This is a genomic window from Lacrimispora amygdalina, assembly GCF_003432035.1.
GTDB classification, from domain to species: domain Bacteria; phylum Bacillota; class Clostridia; order Lachnospirales; family Lachnospiraceae; genus Lacrimispora; species Lacrimispora amygdalina.
Genome location: NZ_QOHO01000096.1, coordinates 1 through 18,579, shown reverse-complemented (window position 1 = coordinate 18,579; position 18,579 = coordinate 1). Strand labels below are relative to the sequence as shown.

At 42.9% G+C, this 18,579-nt stretch carries 19 protein-coding genes; 3 read left to right on the top strand and 16 right to left on the bottom strand.

The window, feature by feature from the left end:
* Positions 1 to 78: 78 nt before the first annotated feature.
* From DS742_RS24605 to DS742_RS30070, 6 genes are all read right to left on the bottom strand, one after another.
* Positions 79 to 1,506, bottom strand: a complete 1,428-nt coding sequence (locus DS742_RS24605; RefSeq protein WP_117419579.1) for a metallophosphoesterase — start codon at positions 1,504 to 1,506, stop codon at positions 79 to 81.
* Between the two features lie 32 nt (positions 1,507 to 1,538).
* On the bottom strand, positions 1,539 to 3,200 hold the full coding sequence (locus tag DS742_RS24600) for a glycosyl hydrolase family 18 protein (protein ID WP_117419578.1): 1,662 nt from the start codon (positions 3,198 to 3,200) through the stop codon (positions 1,539 to 1,541).
* A gap of 200 nt (positions 3,201 to 3,400) precedes the next feature.
* On the bottom strand, positions 3,401 to 3,643 hold the full coding sequence (locus DS742_RS24595) for a hypothetical protein (protein WP_117419577.1): 243 nt from the start codon (positions 3,641 to 3,643) through the stop codon (positions 3,401 to 3,403).
* A gap of 35 nt (positions 3,644 to 3,678) precedes the next feature.
* Entirely contained in the window at positions 3,679 to 4,296 is a 618-nt protein-coding gene (locus DS742_RS24590) for a hypothetical protein (RefSeq protein ID WP_117419576.1), read from the bottom strand.
* Positions 4,297 to 4,302: 6 nt separating this feature from the next.
* A complete protein-coding gene (locus tag DS742_RS24585) occupies positions 4,303 to 5,775 on the bottom strand; it encodes a serine/threonine protein kinase (RefSeq protein WP_117419575.1) in 1,473 nt (490 codons plus the stop codon).
* Between the two features lie 51 nt (positions 5,776 to 5,826).
* On the bottom strand, positions 5,827 to 5,979 hold the full coding sequence (locus tag DS742_RS30070) for an AraC family transcriptional regulator (protein ID WP_117419574.1): 153 nt from the start codon (positions 5,977 to 5,979) through the stop codon (positions 5,827 to 5,829).
* Here DS742_RS30070 and DS742_RS30065 point away from each other — a divergent pair.
* The 3 genes from DS742_RS30065 to DS742_RS24565 all read left to right on the top strand — a co-directional run bounded on the left by DS742_RS30065 (position 5,945) and on the right by DS742_RS24565 (position 8,315).
* Positions 5,945 to 6,208, top strand: coding sequence for an L-2-amino-thiazoline-4-carboxylic acid hydrolase (locus tag DS742_RS30065; RefSeq protein WP_170313574.1), 264 nt, complete (start codon positions 5,945 to 5,947; stop codon positions 6,206 to 6,208). The two genes, DS742_RS30070 and DS742_RS30065, sit on opposite strands and share 35 nt — an antisense overlap.
* Before the next feature lie 197 nt (positions 6,209 to 6,405).
* Positions 6,406 to 7,203, top strand: a complete 798-nt coding sequence (locus tag DS742_RS24570; RefSeq protein WP_117419572.1) for a VOC family protein — start codon at positions 6,406 to 6,408, stop codon at positions 7,201 to 7,203.
* Between the two features lie 392 nt (positions 7,204 to 7,595).
* On the top strand, positions 7,596 to 8,315 hold the full coding sequence (locus tag DS742_RS24565; protein ID WP_117419571.1) for an adaptor protein MecA: 720 nt from the start codon (positions 7,596 to 7,598) through the stop codon (positions 8,313 to 8,315).
* A gap of 72 nt (positions 8,316 to 8,387) precedes the next feature.
* Here the strand turns inward: DS742_RS24565 and DS742_RS24560 are convergent, their stop codons facing one another.
* The 10 genes from DS742_RS24560 to DS742_RS24515 form a co-directional block, all read right to left on the bottom strand.
* Positions 8,388 to 9,275, bottom strand: coding sequence for an alpha/beta hydrolase fold domain-containing protein (locus tag DS742_RS24560; protein ID WP_242996788.1), 888 nt, complete (start codon positions 9,273 to 9,275; stop codon positions 8,388 to 8,390).
* A 30-nt stretch (positions 9,276 to 9,305) separates the two neighbouring features.
* Positions 9,306 to 10,691, bottom strand: a complete 1,386-nt coding sequence (locus tag DS742_RS24555) for an MATE family efflux transporter (RefSeq protein WP_117419593.1) — start codon at positions 10,689 to 10,691, stop codon at positions 9,306 to 9,308.
* 8 nt (positions 10,692 to 10,699) lie between these two features.
* Positions 10,700 to 11,158, bottom strand: a complete 459-nt coding sequence (locus DS742_RS24550; protein WP_242996785.1) for a MarR family winged helix-turn-helix transcriptional regulator — start codon at positions 11,156 to 11,158, stop codon at positions 10,700 to 10,702.
* Between the two features lie 161 nt (positions 11,159 to 11,319).
* Positions 11,320 to 12,195 (bottom strand): L-serine ammonia-lyase, iron-sulfur-dependent, subunit alpha, encoded by an 876-nt coding sequence (gene sdaAA / locus DS742_RS24545; protein WP_117419568.1) that lies wholly within the window; start codon positions 12,193 to 12,195, stop codon positions 11,320 to 11,322.
* Between the two features lie 8 nt (positions 12,196 to 12,203).
* Entirely contained in the window at positions 12,204 to 12,872 is a 669-nt protein-coding gene (gene sdaAB, locus DS742_RS24540; protein WP_117419567.1) for an L-serine ammonia-lyase, iron-sulfur-dependent subunit beta, read from the bottom strand.
* A 24-nt stretch (positions 12,873 to 12,896) separates the two neighbouring features.
* Positions 12,897 to 14,102, bottom strand: a complete 1,206-nt coding sequence (locus DS742_RS24535) for a dicarboxylate/amino acid:cation symporter (protein WP_117419566.1) — start codon at positions 14,100 to 14,102, stop codon at positions 12,897 to 12,899.
* Positions 14,103 to 14,307: 205 nt separating this feature from the next.
* On the bottom strand, positions 14,308 to 14,988 hold the full coding sequence (locus DS742_RS24530) for a helix-turn-helix transcriptional regulator (protein WP_117419565.1): 681 nt from the start codon (positions 14,986 to 14,988) through the stop codon (positions 14,308 to 14,310).
* A gap of 178 nt (positions 14,989 to 15,166) precedes the next feature.
* Complete coding sequence (locus tag DS742_RS24525) at positions 15,167 to 17,383, bottom strand: alpha-galactosidase (protein ID WP_117419564.1); 2,217 nt, start codon at positions 17,381 to 17,383, stop codon at positions 15,167 to 15,169.
* Positions 17,384 to 17,396: 13 nt separating this feature from the next.
* Complete coding sequence (locus DS742_RS24520; protein ID WP_117419563.1) at positions 17,397 to 18,227, bottom strand: carbohydrate ABC transporter permease; 831 nt, start codon at positions 18,225 to 18,227, stop codon at positions 17,397 to 17,399.
* 11 nt (positions 18,228 to 18,238) lie between these two features.
* The coding region (locus tag DS742_RS24515) for a carbohydrate ABC transporter permease (protein WP_147325866.1) at positions 18,239 to 18,579 on the bottom strand (341 nt) is incomplete at its 5' end.

Here is an 18,579-nt window from a genome sequence, read left to right as displayed (position 1 = left end):
GTTTTTTACCTGATTCACGTTCTTAATGAATTATACTTTTTGGTGAATTAAAAAAGAACCGGTACAATGACTTTCCTTCTATTTAACGCTTAATGTATTATAATCTCGGGCACCGTCTGCAGTAATCCACTCCAGGTACTGGGATAGAATGCTGGGATAACCTTCTTCCTGCCACAGCTTATATCCCTGCTTTGCCATAACCTTCTCACGAATATCCGCTACTTTTCCCTCATAACATGCAGTATTCAACTCCGCATATACCTTAGCCATCATATTCTTCTGATACTCGGTAAGACCCTGAAGGGAATTGAGACTCTTAAACTCATCCTGTGCCTGATTATAAAATACCTTGCTTAAATATTTTTTCCCATAATCACTAAAATTCAAAAGATTCTTATCAGTGTTTCCTGTTTTCTCCGCCCAGGCCTTCATATCCAGAGACTTCGTATGGTAGTTAAACGTTCCTTTCGCTCCATACTCCAGTATTCCGTACAGGCAGGGCGGCGTAGAGAGGGAACCTGTTACAATCTCATAGATTCCGGTATCATCATGGGATCTCTTATAGTGCTGGACATGAAGGTGCCCGCTTAAAAATAAGGGGACTTCCCAGCTCTCCAGCTGGTCAATGAGCTGTTCGCTGTGCTCAATGGTACAATTCTGAAGATAAACTTCGCTCTCATCAAGAAGATTGTGATGGGCTACAGGAATAACATTCATCCCCAGATTCCACGCTTCCTCCATCTGTTCTTCTATCCAGTTGTATGTATCATCCTTTATCATTCCACCTACCAGATTTTTAGGATCATACTGGCAGCTGTCAAGCATCAGAGCTCTGGTTTTATCATTGATCTGGTAGATATAACTTAATGAGGCAGGATCCCGGCTGACCGCCTCGCTATAACCGAATTCATCATAAATCTCTTCAAATTCCTGGGAAGAAATACTCTCCGTACTAATTATGGACTCTCCTTCAAACCGGCAGGCCTCAGGATTATTGATGTCGTGGTTTCCAGGGATGACGATTACAGGAATTCCAGCCTCTTCAATGGACTCCAGCTTCGCTGCAAGCTCTATGTGGCTTTCCCGTTCCCCGTTATAGGTTAAATCTCCTTCTAATATTACAACATCTGGTTTTTCCGCCTTCACCTCTTCAATGAATGCATCTGTAATCTCCCAGATATACTTCATCACTTTACCGTCACCGTGATCAGCCGTATATTCATAGCTTTTCTGCATATCGGTCAGATCCCTGGCCAGATAATGAATATCCGTAGCTATAACGATCCTGGCTGTTCCTTCCTCCGGTGCCTGGGATTGTTCTGGAAGTGACTCTCTGTTTGTCTCAGGAACCTGTGCTGTGGAAGGAGTCTGCACCCCGGTAACAGCTGTCTCCGGCTGGGCTGTACTCTCTCCCTGTGTATGCTCCGGTACCCGTCCTTTAAAAGAACACCCGGAAGATACACAAACTACAGCCGCCAATGCTACCAATAATACCCTCTTTTTCATAACCTGACCTTCCTGTCTATCCATTTCTTATGTTATTCCTTATCAAGCCGGACTTCATCCCACAAATCAGCCGGCTCAAATCCCAGCTTCCAGCATGCCACACCGGCCAGATCGTACTGCCGGATCAAATTCATCTTCAGGCCAATGGAGCGTTCCTCCTCAAGCCATACTGTCTTTTTACCTTCTTCTGTCTGAAGTTCTCCATAATACTGTCCCAGTTCCTCCTGCCAGTACAGCTTTACATCATTTTTCGTAACCCACTCCTTGGATTTTGCTATGCCTATGGAAGATGATGAAGTTTTCCCATCCGCTCCTTCTGTCCATATTCTGGTGTAAAAAGGAATCCCGTTAATAACCTTTTCTTTGGGTACAACTTTAAGAGTATTCTTAATTCCATCTTCCACATATTGAATGGAAGACACAGATCCGGCCTCTCCTCCTGCATAATGTTCGTCATAACCCATAATAATCACATAATCAGCCACAATTCCCTGTTCCTTACGGTTATAAAATTCATTTCCCGGAACCGGAACGTAATTATCCACAGACAGGACAAGCCCATTCTTTCTGCAGGGGATGGACAATTCTCTAATAAACTGAATATAATGTGGTCCCGCTTCCTCCTTAATACCCTCAAAATCCAGATTAATACCGTCAAATCCATAGGTTTTTGCCTCTGCCATCAGAGCATCTATGAGTTTTTTCCTGGTGGAGGTTTTAGACATCAGGATCTCGGTATTCACATTGTCACTGAAATTATTAATAAGTGCCCATACTTTTATTCCTTTTTCGTGAGCCTTTTTCACATAACCCGAATCTGCAAGTGATCGGAAACCTCCTTCATTATCAGTTAATTCATACCATGTGGGAGAGATCACGTTAACTCCTGCCGTATTGGCAATCAGGCTGTCAAAGGAAGAGTTCCCTTCTGCCGAGGTCACCTGATGCCATGCCAGACAGACAGGCTGATCCATCGTTATATTCTTGTAAACCGGTTTTTCAAAGTTACTTACAGATGCAACTTTTTCTGTTTCTCCAAGACGCCTGCGCTCCACATAACCAACAAAACCATCGTCTGTCCTGATTTTGTTCCATTTATCCATAGAATCAAGAACCGTTACCTTACTTCCCTTAATAATATGAGTTGCAATCGGGCTCTTTACTCCGCCTTTGATACGCACATTGCCGTTTTTTACAACCAGTGCCTGTTCTTTTTCTGTCCGGTTATTGTTGATAAACACTCGTTTATTTAAAGCGGTATCATATGCTGTAAACTCGGCATCTGTATAATTGGCGACAAGACCCAGGGATAAATACACTCCATCCTCTTTCTCCTGAATCAGTGATTTTCCGGAGGGGCCTTTTGTATCACGGTCTGCATAAACAATGGAATCCGGCAGTGCATAAACTAACAGCTTCTCGTTGCTGTCCCAGTAAAAACGCTCATTTAAATTTTCATTGATCCAGCTGATGGGTAGGTAGGTCTGACCCTCTGTAAAAAGACCTTTGGTTTCCTGAAGATTCTCATTTAAATAAACTGCCACCTCATCCCCTGTAACTCCAAAAAACTCAGTCAAATCTGCCTGCTCACTGGATGGAATATACCGCTCCAAAAACCGGATTCCGAAAAAACCGGCAAGAACCAGCAAAATCAATCCCAGCGCCACCATAACCGGCACTGCTCTCCTATTCATCTGTTTTCCTCCTGATCATGGATCGTATCTTAAGAACTTATTTCTGTAATATCTTCTAGATTATATCATACTTCTTTATTTTTGGAATTTACATTTTCATTACATTCTGTCCCCTGACCCTCCCTGACGCGCATAAATTGATTCACTCCGGGCTGAAGATGGAATCCTCCGGCGCGTCCCTGTTCACATGTTCCCGGAAATTACCGGTTGTACACACGGTCAAATCTGATCTCCTGCAGCTTACCAGTTTCCTCATTGGGAACAAAATCTGCCATATAGAAACTGTCATCCTCCCTTATTTCAAATATTTTCCCCCAGTCTGTCTCCGGGAGTTCCTCCCCATCAATTACTATGGGGATTCCCTTATTTCTGTACCTTTTCAGTCCTTCCAGATACTGATCTTTATTACCTTCTTTCTTCTTTCGGCTGTCCTCTTTACTCATATTGTTTTCTCCCCGCTACCTATTCTTTGGTACTTTTAAAATAATTGTTCATAGAAACTTATGGTCTCAGAAGTGACAGAAAACGGATCGAAAGAAAACGGAATTCTTCTGACAGGAACCTTCAGTCTTTTTTCCAGACTTTTTCTTGCTTCCTCGTTTCCAAATGATACCAGACTTTCCCAGCTTCTTTCCGCTTTTATTTCCCTTTTTTCAAATTCCAGAAACTCACTTATCTGCCACTCACTAAGACTCCCTACTACTAATTGCCTGCCGCATCGAAAAAACTCTCCCAGATTTCCTTCCTTTGCAGTCCCATAATCCACAATTACAGCCTGATAGCCGGACTTTTTACACAATAGCAGCGTATCAATCCCCGCTTTTGCGAAATAATCTGTCTCTAAAACCCGAAACGAATTCTCACCTTTCTTTTTACCGCAGCAGACAGATCCCATGGCATAAAAAGACTCATGGCTGTTCCACTCCAGAACTGCACACCGCATTCTCATCACACCGGTTAAGTATCCGGCTGTCATGACCGCAAAATGAGTCACTCCCGTACCTCTTCCGGTGCCAATGATACCAATCAGTTCTGGTGCTGCAGCCCCTTTAAATGGTTTTATCAATTTCCAGCCTCTTTTTACGACTTTCCTCATAGAAGTTTAATCCTTTCCCGACCGATGGCGCTCCCTTGTTCTGAATCTTTTCATCATGACCTTTACCCAGTGTCTAAACTGAAAATTCCGTTTATGAATACCTCCTTTTCCCATTAGTATTGCATTTGTGACAGCCTGATAAAAAATCTCCGATTCATCACATACGGTAAAGGGATCAGGGAAAAAAGGCGCCCGAAAGAAAGCTGATTGTCCTATTCCTTTTGGAGTAAAGATTTTCATGCCAATAACCCAATGGTTATATATGACGGCATATGGAATTTTGGATTTCACTACTTCTTCCACAGCTTCACAGGCATGTATTGTGTTCCAGATACTGGAATCACACACCAGAATCACGGCATCAGGTTCCATACTGACCGCCTGTCTTAAATTCTCTCCCCAATCCATAAGGCGCACGCGGAAGGGAGGATCCTTTAATTTCACTCCGGGTCCGTAATAAGGCTTCACGACTAAATTCCTGTAATGCAACAGCCCGCAGCTGTCACGCTTTGCTTTTGTAAATTTAAAAAGACTGGCACCCATTAATGAATCCTGTTTTTCTTCCAATAAGTTGGGATATCCCTGATTTCTAAGGTAGACAGACAGGCCGATTCCAATGTGGGTTGTTCCTGCCCCGGATTTGCTCCCTGAAAGAGCAATTGTAAGAGATGATGATTGCAGACGTTTTTTTGCATCCGTTCCCGTTTCTTGTAACTGACAGAGCCGTTCCATAAGCTCCTGTGCCGTTGAAAACCTGTTTTCTTTCTCTTTGCAGACGCACTGACCGATAACAGCTGCCAGGCCCGGATCCATCGACGGATCTGGTATAAAGGGCAGCACAGGAAATGTTCCGGTGTACAGATAACAGAGAATTGTTCCAATCGCATAAATATCCGTTCTTTCATCAAGAACTCCGTCCGTCTGATACTGCTCCGGGGCAGCGCAGCCCACTGTACCGTACCGTTCTCCCGGCTCATTTGCTTCTTTTATAGACGCAGCCAGGCCAAAGTCGATGAGTTTTATGGTATCATGGCATAATAACAGGTTTTTTGGCTGTAAATCCAAATGTAATATAGGGGTTGTTCCTGCGAGATGCAGATAATTAATGATGCTGGCAAGCTGAATTCCATAGAATACGGTCAGCTCCCGCGACAGATGACCCTGCTTTTTCACAAGATCAAATAAAGAATCTCCTTCCAGATACTCTTCGATTAAATAACTGTAACTTTCATCTTCTTCTAAGTCGAATATAATGGGAATTCCAGGATGGCGCAGCTCCTTTAAAATGAATGCCTCGCGCCTGAATTGTTCATAATTGAGAAAGCTTTTGGATACACGCTTCACTGCCCTGTATTCCTCAAGCCCAAGATGAACCGCCAGAAAAACTGTCCCTTCCCGACCGGTTCCCAAGATACCGCATAGCTGATATTTTCCAAACAGAACGGTGCTTACTAAAATCACCTCCTTGTGCCTGTCCAATATCATCTCTGGAAATTATTGTAATATAATACTCTTCGTTTTTCAACTATTTTATAATTTTTTCACATTTTTAGTGCGCAGCAGTTCTCCTGGGGTAAAATTATAATACCGGCGGAACAAATCTATAAAATGCCCCTCATTTCTATATCCGACGCTCAAAGATGCAGCTTTGACAGAACAGCCCTCATATGCAAAATCCGGAATCTGGAAGGTTTATTTAAAAAGAGACAATTCGAAAGAATTTATTTTTGATATTCAAAAATGTTTGTGGTACGACACCTGCTGCTTTTATCACTGTCCGGAACTTTGCCGGATTTTCTGCCGCAGTGACTATATTATGTATCAGGGTATTGAAAATAAAATACGTTTTACCCGTAGTAAAACATTGGGCGAAGGCGGAGACTGCTGTAATTTTCTGTTTTTAAAAAAATAGATAAGATAATATGACTATAACAATACCCGGAATTATAAATTGTTTTAATTGACAGCCAGCAAAAGGAGTGATAATTTATAATTAAATTATATAGCGACATGGATTCTTTTGAAAATGCCGCCTTCCATTGGCGGTCTTTTAATTCAGTTCAAGTTAGTCTTTTCTAACAAGGCAATACGAATCAGGAGGTCTTATAAGTGAAAAATAAAAATATCCCATTCAAAATCGGGCATGTGTTAATTCAAGTCAATCATCTTGAAACAGCCATCCGGCAATATAGTGAAATGGGGTTTCAAGTAGTACCGGGAGGTGTCCCTGGTAAGACACACAATGCTTTGATCTATTTAAAAGACGGCTCTTTTCTGGAGCTATTCTCCACAAATCACGGAAAAGTAATTAACACGCTTCTTAAATTCATGGTTAAAATAATAGGATTATGGAACCCACCTTATTCCAGCCGCCTCGCACGTTATCTGCCGGGACAGGAGGGATTAAGAGATTATGCTTTGGATTCTGTACCTGGTGCACTGTATCAGGAAAATATAGATAAGCTTCTTAAAAATGGATTAAAATTATCTAAACCACGTCCAAAATCCAGAACTGAGCACCATGGAATTAAACTAAAATGGACACTCTGTTGTCCAGACAGTATTCGTCTGCCCTTTTTGATGAGCGAATATCATCCATCTCCAGTCATTGAAGTGCAAGATACCTCTCATGCCAATGGAGCAGCCGCAATCCATGAAATCAGGATCTCAACCAGTGAGTGGAATAAAACATACGAGGAATATGCCCTGCTTCTTGGAATTGAGCCTTCCGTGACGCTGGGAAAAAATGGCCGGAACTGCCTGTTCCCGATTCAAAGTACTTCTATTCATCTGGTTGAAAATCAAAAAGATGGAATTGATCATATCATTCTGACCCGTAACCAGCAAAGTGAAAATCCAGAAAAATCAACCAGCTCTACGCCGTTTATTCTCTTTACTGAAGGTTAGATTGTTTATACAAGATAGAAAATTCCACCCTGCACAACACGCCATGTTTTACAAAGGTGGTTTTCTATTGCCTTTTTCCAGGACTTTATAGAAAAATGTTACTTACAATTAATGAAAATAAAGGTAAGTAATGCTATGGCATCTATTTAAGCGACAAATATCTTTTTCGCACCGTTAATCCTGATTACAAGCTGCTCGCTGGTCACAGCTGAAAATCCAAAGCATTAAATCCCAGTAATTAAATAGGATACCCGTATTTTTGCATATAAACCTTAAATTTATATAAATTTTTTCACATAGTAATTGCCTTTTTGCTATAATATATAGTATAGTTATGTTGAGGAAGTATGTAAAAAATATTCACCATTTTAAAAAGAACAGGAAGTGATCCTATGAAGATAGAACGTATCAATGAAAATCAGATCCGTTGTACGCTTACAAGCTTTGATTTAAGCGTCCGAAACCTTAATTTAGGCGAACTTGCCTACGGCAGTGAAAAAGCCCGCAACCTGTTCCGCGAGATGATTCAAAAAGCCTCTAACGAAGTGGGATTTGAAGCTGAAGACATTCCTCTCATGGTAGAAGCAATTCCGTTATCCAACGAAAGCGTGATGTTAGTGATCACTAAAATCGATGACCCGGAAGAATTAGATACAAGGTTTGCAAAATTTTCACCATCAACAGACGAAGAACTGGATTCCATGCCGGCAGATCTGGCAAGCGAGCTATTAGAAGGTGCAGATGGCCTGTTAAATCTGTTGGGAATTGACAAAAAAGAAGAGCCGGAAGAAGAAAAACCAAAAGAGCAGTCCAACACTTCCTCAGTAAGAATCTACTGTTTTCAAAGTCTGGATCAGATTTCTGATGCCGCAAAGATCATCGGACAGGTTTACGATGGCAGGAATACTTTATATAAAAAACCAAATACCAGACAATATTATCTGGTAATACGTAACACCCCTGAGAAGTCTCTGGACTTCAGCCGGGTATGCAATCTTCTTGCAGAGTACGGAACCAAGATTCATCAGGATTACGCTTCCGAAGCGTACTACAAGGAACATTACGAGGTCCTGATTGAAGGGAATGCCCTTCAGTCACTTGCACAACTTTAACCCGTTCCTTTGTTCATAGTACTTCATCACAGTCGAAATGAGGTTCGGCCCGTTATGGGCCGAACCTCATTTTTAAATTTCTTCATTATCCAGAAAGAAAGCAGCAATTAACTCTAATGTCGCATCTGTCTCCCTGCATGGAATTAAAATCCAGTCATGGACCATGCCTGCTCCCTTTTTATAAACCAGCTCTGTATGATCGAAACTTCCCGCTTTCTCTGCAAGCAGTTCACAGTCCGGAGTCATAATATCTTCCGTCCCTGAAAACACCAGAATTCTACCCAGATGATTCCAGTCTCCATATAGAGGTGAAACAAAGGGGTGATCCGCAGCTAGAGTACCGCAGTATCTAATACCTGTTTCTTTTAATGCTCCTGCGGGTAGATGGCGGTCTGCTTTTTTCGCAATTTTTATCATGGGGTTATCAAGTGTAATATCCAGCCAGGGCGAAATCACTGCAGTCTTAACAGGCAAAGGCAGATTCTTTCTGTCCCGAAGCTCCTGTAAAAAGGAAAGCGCCAAACCTCCTCCTGAAAAATCACCTAAAAAACAGAATTCATCTTCCGGATATTCATTAACCAGTCGGATATAAACATTTAGCAGATACTGGTGTACTGCCAAAGCTGTGTATTCCGGTGACAGCGGACAAAACGGGATGGTAACTTTCATTCTTTTTGAAATGGCAAAATACTCCGAAATTTCCAGATAACGGCGGGAAGGCTCCAGGGAATAAGCGCCGCCCGGCAGCATTAATATATGCTTCTGGCTGGTATAGCTTCCATTGATGGTAACTCCTCCGAATCCATCAACCTCCCACTCCTTCACCCTGACCTTCCTGGTAAAATGATCCCGGTTGATGACATTCCCCCCTCTTGGAGGTGCTGCAAGCTCCGCTTCCATCTTTTTTTCTGCATTAACAATTCCTGCTAAAAATTTTGTCATTTGTATTTTAAGGCTCACAGCTGTCTTTCTCCTTCCGGTTAAAGCTTATCAGGCCTTGCAGGCTCTGTCTAATTTGCGTAATTCATGAATGATAAACTGACTGACTATTATCGCTGATATAATATCTGCCATAGGTCCTGCATACAAAATTCCATCCAGACCGAAGTGAAGAGGCAGAATCAGAATCAGGGGAATTAATAATAAAAGCTGTCTAAGCATGGATAAAATAGATGCTTTTAAAGGCTGTCCGGTTGACTGGAAATAGCTTGTGCTCACAACCTGAAATCCGGCTGTAAAGATACCAAGCATGTAAATTCTTAAGCAGCGCTCAGCAAACAGGTTAAACTGAGGATCCTGGGTACCAAACAGACTTAAAATTGCTCCCGGGAAAAGCTGACAGACCAGCCAGCCGCACACTGCCACACTGGTGGATGCTGCTGCCGCAACCAGGAACGTTTTTCTCACCCGCTTCGGCTGATCTGCACCTTTATTAAACCCAAAGATTGGCTGAGATCCAATTCCGATCCCAAGGCAGACTGACACCAGAATCATTCCGATCTTATTAACAATTCCCATGGCACTGAGTGCCACATCTCCGCCTACTGCATTCTGATTACCATAATACACCAGAGAATTATTCATGACAACCTGTAATATAGTGGAAGCCACCTGGGTAATTCCGCTGGAAATACCCAGAGGAAGCGCCAGCCGGCATATATCCGGATCAACGAACATGGTTTTTTTATGAAAACGCATATTTTTGCCCTTTTTCATAAAATATACAATTAAAGTCACTGCTGAAATAATCTGGGAAGTGATAGTTGCAATGGCAGCTCCCGTAACGCCCCAGTCAAAAACAAAAATATAGATTGGATCCAGTATTGTATTTAAAAATGCTCCCACCAGCATCGCATACATTGCCAGCGCCGGACTGCCGTCAGTTCTTGCCATATTGCTCAGCACCACTGCCAGCATATTAAACGGAGTTCCGATTAAAATCACAGCAGTATACTGTCTGGCATAATCCATCGTATTCTCTGTAGCGCCAAAAAGCTTTAACATCGGATCCAGAAATAGAAAACCTGCAGCCACTACTACTGCACTTGCCGCCAGAGTTAGTACTGTAACGGTTCCGAGAGTTTTCTGTGCTTCCTCTTCTTTCTTTTCACCAAGCTTAATGGCAGCATACGCGCTTCCCCCAGCTCCCAGAAGTGTTGAGACCGCTAAAATAATCGTTACAATCGGAAACGCGATAGTGGTAGCCGCATTCCCCAGATAGCCGATTCCCTGTCCAATAAATATCTGATCTACAATGTTATAAACTGAGTTTACCAGCATAGCAACAATTGCAGGCAATGCGAACTGCATCAGCAGATGTCCAATTGGTTTGTATCCCAGGGGATTTCCCCCCTGATTTATCTTGTTGTGTTCCATAAAGTGTGTCATTCCTTTCCTTTTTGCTTCGCGTTAAAGCGGTGTGCATTGGCAGCCATACGGATCAGCAGCCGCTCTGCTTCCTGACGCTCTTCGCCTGTAAGTCCTTCTAAAATAATTTCCGCCCATTCATCCACACACTCCAGAGTCTTCTCCACGACCGGTTTTGCCAGATCAGTCAGATAGATCCGCCGGACCCTTTTATCCCCTTCTTCCATCTCGGTTCGGACATACCCCTCTTCTTCCAGCTTTTTTACTGCCCGTGTAGCGGTTGCCTTATCGTAATGACCGTTTAATGCCAGTTCATGAAGATTCATGCCTGGATTTTTAAAAATCTGCAATAAAAAAAACTGTTGTCCACAGCCTATCTGAAAAGAGGATAATCGGTTTGCATAAAACATATTATTGAGTCTTTGGATAATCGAAATATATTTCCCGATTTCCCTGTGTTTATCCAATTCATTCACCTCCTGGTGTCCAAACACGTACATGTAAAGAATCATTTCAAAAACAGCATATCACAAAATAGTTGCACTCGCAACTATTTTGTTTTAATAAATATAAAAAAATATATGGCAAAAGGACCGGCCCTGTGACCGATCCCTTTCTTATTAATAGTTACCAATTTTTATTTTTGAAAGATCTGGCAGGCTCTGGTACATGCAGCCTCTGTTGCTGCACACCCTCCCAGTGCCGTTTCTCTTAATTCAAATGGAATAGAACGGCCAACCACCATCATGGTTTCCACCATCTGGTCAAATGGAATCAGCTGTCTGATTCCGGACAGAGCCATTTCAGCACATACCAGGGCATTGGAAGCGCCTATTACATTCCGGCTCTGGCACGGACATTCCACCAGTCCGGCCACCGGATCACACACAAGTCCAAGTAAATTAACAATGGCTGCGGAAGCCGCATCCATACACTGCTGGGGTGTTCCCCCCATAATTTCAGCCGCTGCAGCTGCTGCCATGGCAGAAGCGGCTCCCACCTCAGCCTGACAGCCAGCCTGGGCGCCTGCAACGGAGGCATTCCTCATAATTAAATATCCTATGGCACTTGCTGTAAAAAGTCCGTCAATGATCTGTTCATCATCAAGAGAAAATTCTTCCTCCAGAGCCAGTAAAAGACCGGGAAGGACTCCGGAACTTCCGGCAGTGGGTGCTGCAACGATCAGGCCCATGGAAGCATTCACCTCAAGAACTGCCAGGGAATAGGTGATTGCTTTGGAAAGCATGCTTCCGCATATGGATTTTCCCTGCCGTCTTCTGTCCCTCACCTTTTTTGCCTCTCCCCCGATGAGACCGCCAATGGAAGGGACCGGCTCATCTAACGGCTTATGACAGGCCTCTTTCATGATCCGGAATGCTTCTTTCATTCGTTCCGTTATTTCCTGTGAAGTCGATCCATATTCACTGATCTCACGCTGAAGCATGATATCGGAGATCCGGCAGCTGTTCTCTTCACACAATTGCAGTAACTCTTGTCCTGAAATAAAATCCATAGCTCCTCCTAAACCTGAATCAGCATTACATCTTCAACTTTTTCATGTTCCCGCAGTTTTTCAAGAAGCTCCTGGGGGATCTCTTCATCTGATTCCACCACAGAATAGGCAGTCGCCCCCTTCTTTTCCCGGTACAGACGCATAAATGCAATGTTAACGTTTCTTTCGCTTAAGCAGGTAGCGATATAGGCCACCATTCCGGGATAGTCCAGATGCCGGATTACCAGAGTGGAGTACTCACCTGTAAAATCAACATCTACGCCGTTGATTTTGACAATTTTTACCTTACCGCCGCCTATAGACACTCCTCTTACCGACATAAACGCCCCATCGGTGCCGGTTAAATGAATCTCAACGGTGTTTGGATGAACTTCCGTTTCTTTTTCGTTGGTAACAAAGGAATAGATCAGCCCCTGTTCTTCTGCCAGCTTAAAAGAATTCTTAATTCTTAAATCGTGAGTTTCAAATCCCAGCATTCCTCCCAGCAGGGCACGGTCTGTTCCGTGCCCCTTGTAAGTCCTGGCGAAGGAACCGTATAATACGAATTCAACCTCTTTTATAGAACCAGGAAACAGTTTTTTAACCAGAAGTGCGATGGCCACGGCACCTGCCGTATGGGAGCTTGACGGTCCAACCATATTAGGACCGATCACATCAAATATACTGATTGACGGCATATCATTTGCTCCTTTCAAAGCATGCTAGTTCTTTTTCTCTTTTTTAATATACTTGCGGTAATAAGATTCTACCAGCGCACTGATTGCATTGTCACCGGATACATTGCAGGCAGTTCCAAAGCTGTCCTGTGCAATATACATTGCCTGTAAAAGGCTGGCAATATCTCCGACTGCCGGAATTCCCACAATCGGGAAAAATGGTGTGGCGGTAAAAATAGAACCGCCAGGAGCTCCCGGTGATGCCACCAGAGCAATTCCCAGCACACAGATAAATGGAAACAGTGTGAGGAAGCCATGAGGCATTCCGTAGATCAGTAATGTGGCTGTCACACAGCAGGTGATGGTAATCATGGAACCCGCCATATGAATGTTGGCACATAACGGTACAACGAAATTACGGATTTCCTCGGAAATCCCGTTGCTTTCCGCACATTTGATATTAACCGGAATGGTAGCAGCTGATGACTGGGTGCCGATCGCGGTTAAATATCCCGGAATCTGATTCTTCATCATAGTAATTGGATTGCGTTTCGTTATGGTTCCTGCAAATGTAAATGCAATCACCAGGTAAAGAAGATGGAGGATTATAACAATAAGGAATACCTTCCAAAGTACGGACATAATGGCAAACGTAGTTCCCTGATAAGTCATTTTTGCAAAAGTTCCGCAGATATACATAGGAAGCAGGGGAATGATTACACGGTTTAAAACTTTGGTAATAATCTCAGAGAGCTCTTTTACTACATTATAAAGTGCATCACCGATTTCCTTCCCTCTCATTGTACTGATTGACACGCCCAGTACAAAAGCCAATACTACCGCTGCTGTTGTTTCAAGCAGAGGTGTAATGGTCAGGGAGAAATAACCTCCTATCGCCCTGTCACTGGCAGCCGCCACTTTGGAAACAACATCCTGATTAACAAAGGTGGGGAAAAAGTTGCTGGCCACAAAATAAGCGGCACTTCCTGCTAACAGAGTAGATGCATAGGATATTGCTGCTGTAAATGCCAGCAGTTTCCCTGCTCCCTGGGACAAATCTGCAATTCCCATAGTTACAAATGCCACAACCATCAGCGGGATAATAAACATTAAAAACTGTTTAAATAAATCTGCCGCCGTAATCAAAATGGAGATTACAAAGCTTGGAGAGTAAAGTCCCAGCAGAATACCGATGATGATGGCGATGACTAATTTGGGGACAAGTCCAAGTTTCTTTTTACTTCTTTCCATTTCAATACCTCCCTTTCATTGGTGAATAAAATATTTTTTATTACTGTTCTTATCAGTGTAATTTATTTTATCATAAAATTTTTATAAATGCAATATTTTTGTGTGATTCAGCAAAAAATAAAATGTCCTGCATTATTTTTTGTTTGTTTTGACAAACAATGCAAGACATTTCACTATACCTTCAGGTCTCTGAATTAAAATTTACTCATTTCTCTTTCTCTGCTGCAGATCCGGCATTTCTGATATGCATATACACTGTATTTTTAGAAATATCCAGATACTCGGCAACCTTTACTACTGCATCCTTTAAAGTAAAAACTCCCTGCTGGCAGAGTATGTTAATGATTTCCTTATTTTTAAGAGAGGGAAGGATATGGTCATCCTCCATCACCTCGTTTCGGACTTCTGAAACCTTACTGTAAATCAGTTCATCCAGATTATTGGCAAAGGTCTCCGTTTTCATCTGGGCACGGGATGAAATCTCCGGTATGAAACCGGTAAGAATTTCTGAAAAACTGGTATTTAAATAAAAATTAATGCAAAGCAGGCCAATAATCCGGCTCTCTTCCCCCCGTACAACAATTGTGGTTGACTTTAAGGGCTCTCCCTTCTTATTCTTTGTAAAATAGGAAATGTAACCCTTTTCGCCTTCCTTTTTGATCTCCTCCAGCATTTGAAGAGCAAGATCCGTAATAGGCATACCCTCGGTACGCCCGGTATGATGACCGTTAATGATTTTAATCACGGAATGCTCTGTATCTTCCAGACTGTGAAGCACCATCTCATAACCGCTTCCCATATAATCTGCCATACCTTCCAGTAAAACCTTATAGGAATCAAGTATGATCCGGTCAATCAGAGTCAAATGTACATTATAATCTTTCATTGAAACCCTCCTCTTTTTAGCCATATGAGGAAACACCCATAATTTTTATAAAATTATATCATGCAATGAAATATTTTTCAACAGAATCACCATATTCCAGATAAAATAATGTAAAATATTGCATTAATAAAGTCCGGACCTCTCTGGTCCGGACAAAGCGTTATAAATAATTATTTACTTATACCAATTTTTGTTTCACAAAGAAAAGAAGAGAGGCAAAATCACCGGTTTCCTTAAAGAAACGGTTTCTGTTAATGGGAAGCCCTGCATACATCAGCTCACTTCCATAATATTCTCCTGTTTCCTCTTCCACTGTGACCTGATAAAGCATATCCTCACAAAGTCCTGCAAGCTTTAGCCTGAGCCATCCTGCATTAGCCGGGTTTAAGGTCTGATAGTAAGCTGCAATCGCCTGTGTCTGATCCTCTGCCACCACCATCCAAGCTGTATCATTTCCCTCAAACGGGCTTTTCAACCGGTAAAAAGTTCCCTGATGCAGAAGTCTGCGGTTCTCCTTATAGATTTCAATCTGCTTTTTTACCAGCTGTACTTCCTCTTCACTTAAGTGGTTTAAATCCAGTTCATATCCAAAGGCCCCGAAAAATGCGGCATTGCCTCTGGTTTTTAAAGGAGTAATCCGGTGAATCTGATGATTGGGAACAGCGGAAATATGAGCACCAATGCTGGATACCGGATAAACCATGCTGGTTCCATACTGGATCTTCAGCCGGTCAATAGCATCTGTGTTGTCACTGCACCAGGCCTGAGGCGCATAATAAAGCATTCCGGGATCAAATCTGGCTCCTCCGCTGGCACATGATTCAAACAGTATCTGCGGGAAATCATGAATCAGGCGGCTGTAAAGATCGTAAACTCCCAGAATGTATTTGTGCATTACCATTCCCTGTTCGTTATTAAGCGCGCCTCTTGAGAAGCATTCTGTAATATAACGGTTCATGTCCCATTTGATGTAAGATATCTTTGCTCCCTCTATCACATTTTTCAGCATCTCATAAACAGAATCCACTATTTCTTTTCTGGAGAAATCCAGTACATGCTGCTGTCTGCTGGGTGTCTCGTAACGCCCCGGAGCGGATATAATCCAGTCCGGATGTGCCTCGTAGAACCTGCTGTTTTTATTGACCATCTCCGGTTCAATCCACAAACCAAACTTAAGTCCCATGGCTTCTATCTTCTCTGATAATCCGGATATGCCTCCCGGCAGTTTTTCCTTATTTACATACCAGTCACCCAGGCTGCGGTCATCATCGCTGCGGTCGCCGAACCAGCCGTCATCTAATACAAACAGCTCCACACCCGTTTCCTTTGCTTTTCCTGCGATGGAAAGAATCTTTTCTTCATCAAAATCCATATAGGTAGCTTCCCAGTTATTTAAAAGCACTGGTCTTTCCCTGTCTCTCCAGTAACCTCTTGCGAGTCTGGTCCTGTAAAGCCTGTGAAACACCTGACTCATGTGAGACAGGCCCTGATCAGTATAGACCATAACAAGCTCCGGCGTCTGAAACGATTCTCCGGTTTTTAAAGGCCATTCAAAGGTATCCGGGTGAATTCCCATTAAAACCCTGGTCGTATCATGGGAGCAGACCTCTGCCTGTGCAAGAAAGCTGCCGCTGTAGACCAGACTGAAACCATAAGCAGTTCCGCTGCTTTCTGTAGTCGTTTTATCCGTCAATGCAACAAAGGGATTATGTTCCGCACTGCTGATGCCTCTCATGCTGTAAACAGACTGTATCCCCTGTTCCAATGGCCTCCGCTTTACATACCGTTCTCTGGACCATGCGCCGGACAGATGAATCATATCGTAATCTGATTCCGGTAAATCCACCGCTGCACTCATGGCATTAAATAGTACAATCTCTTCCTTCCCGCTGTGTTTAAAGAGGGCATTTCTTGTAATCACCGGGCTCTCCTCATATATGGTATAAGTCAGGACCAGATCTGTATCGATCAGATCATCATGCAGTCTGATCTTTAATGTAGAAGCTTCGGAATCATCCTCCGTATAGGTGGAAGGAAGCGGTTCTATAGAGGGCTTTCCTGCTAATATCATGTGATCTGCATAAGTAAAATTTGTAATCCTGCTGCCGTTTTCCTGCCTTACCAGATACGCCCCATACCGGTAATCTCCGGTTCCGTATGCCGGATATTCCTGCTTCGTATACTGCAGGCATAAATTGACGGGATTGGGACAGCTGATTGCAGCATGAGGTCGTTCCCCTGTCTCAAAAAGATACTCAAAAGACTCCCGGTCCTTAATCCGCTTCCCATAATACAAATTGCCCAGCTGACCATTTCCCATAATCTGAATGATATAACTGACGGACTGGTTATACAGATGAAACTCTTTTGCTTGTGGATGATAAATGATTGGCATAGTGTAAACTCCTTTATAATTTTCCTCCTGATGTTGCAATTCCTTCGATAAACTGTTTCTGGAAAATCAGGTATATGATAACCATGGGAATGCAGGCCAGCAGGGAAGCTGCCATAAGTTCCGGATAGTTGGTCACAAATTGTCCCTGCAGTTTTGCAAGGGCCGCAGAAAGAGGCATGGTATTTTGCTCTGTATTGACGACTAACGGCCACATCAGTTCCTTAAAAGCAAACAATGCAGTGAAGATCCCCAGTGCTACCATGGATGATTTTGTAAGCGGTGCCATGACATACAGGAATGTCTGGCCGATGTTGCAGCCATCAAGCCTGGCCGCTTCCTCCAGCGACAAGGGAAGCCCCATATACGCCTGACGGAGTAAAAAGGTTCCGAACGCAGTTACCAGTCCTGGAAAGAGAAGACCAAAGGATGAATTTAACAGTCCAAGTCTGCCGACCATTAAATACTGAGGAATAATAAATATCTGGGACGGTACCATCATCTGAAATAATACAAGGGAGAACGCAAGATTCTTTCCTTTAAAATGAAGCCTCCCAAAGGCATACCCTGCCATGGTTGCCGTTAAAACTGCACAAGCTACCCGTTCTATAATAAGAACCAGTGTATTCCAATACAGTCTCAGAAAATTCATTTTACTCATTACAGATAAAAATGCGTCCTTTTTCCATACAGAGGGAAAGATGATGAACGGGTTCATCTGAGTTGCCTCAGACGTTGTTTTAAAAGCCGTAAGAATCATCCATAAGAAAGGAACCAGCATGACGACAGAGCCGGCCGCAAGTATGAAGTACTGAAAACCTGACTTAAATTTTCTATTCTTATCCATCATTCTCCTCCTTAGCTGTAATTAACCCACTTCTTCTGGCAAAGAAGCTGGATTACCGTAATGAGCAGAATCACCAGAAGCAGCAGCATGACAATGGCGGAACCATATCCTTTGTTGCCCTCAACAAAGGAATACTTATAGAAAAGATAAACCAGAGACTGGGTTTTCACCAGTGCCGGATTTGCCTTTTCCATCATCATATAAATACTGTCAAATACCTGCATGGCTCCGATTACCCTGGTCACAGTCACGAAAAACATGGTAGGAGAAATCAACGGTAGCGTAATGTAGAAAAATTGTTTTACTCCTCCGGCTCCGTCAATTTCCGCTGCTTCATAATAATCTCCATTCC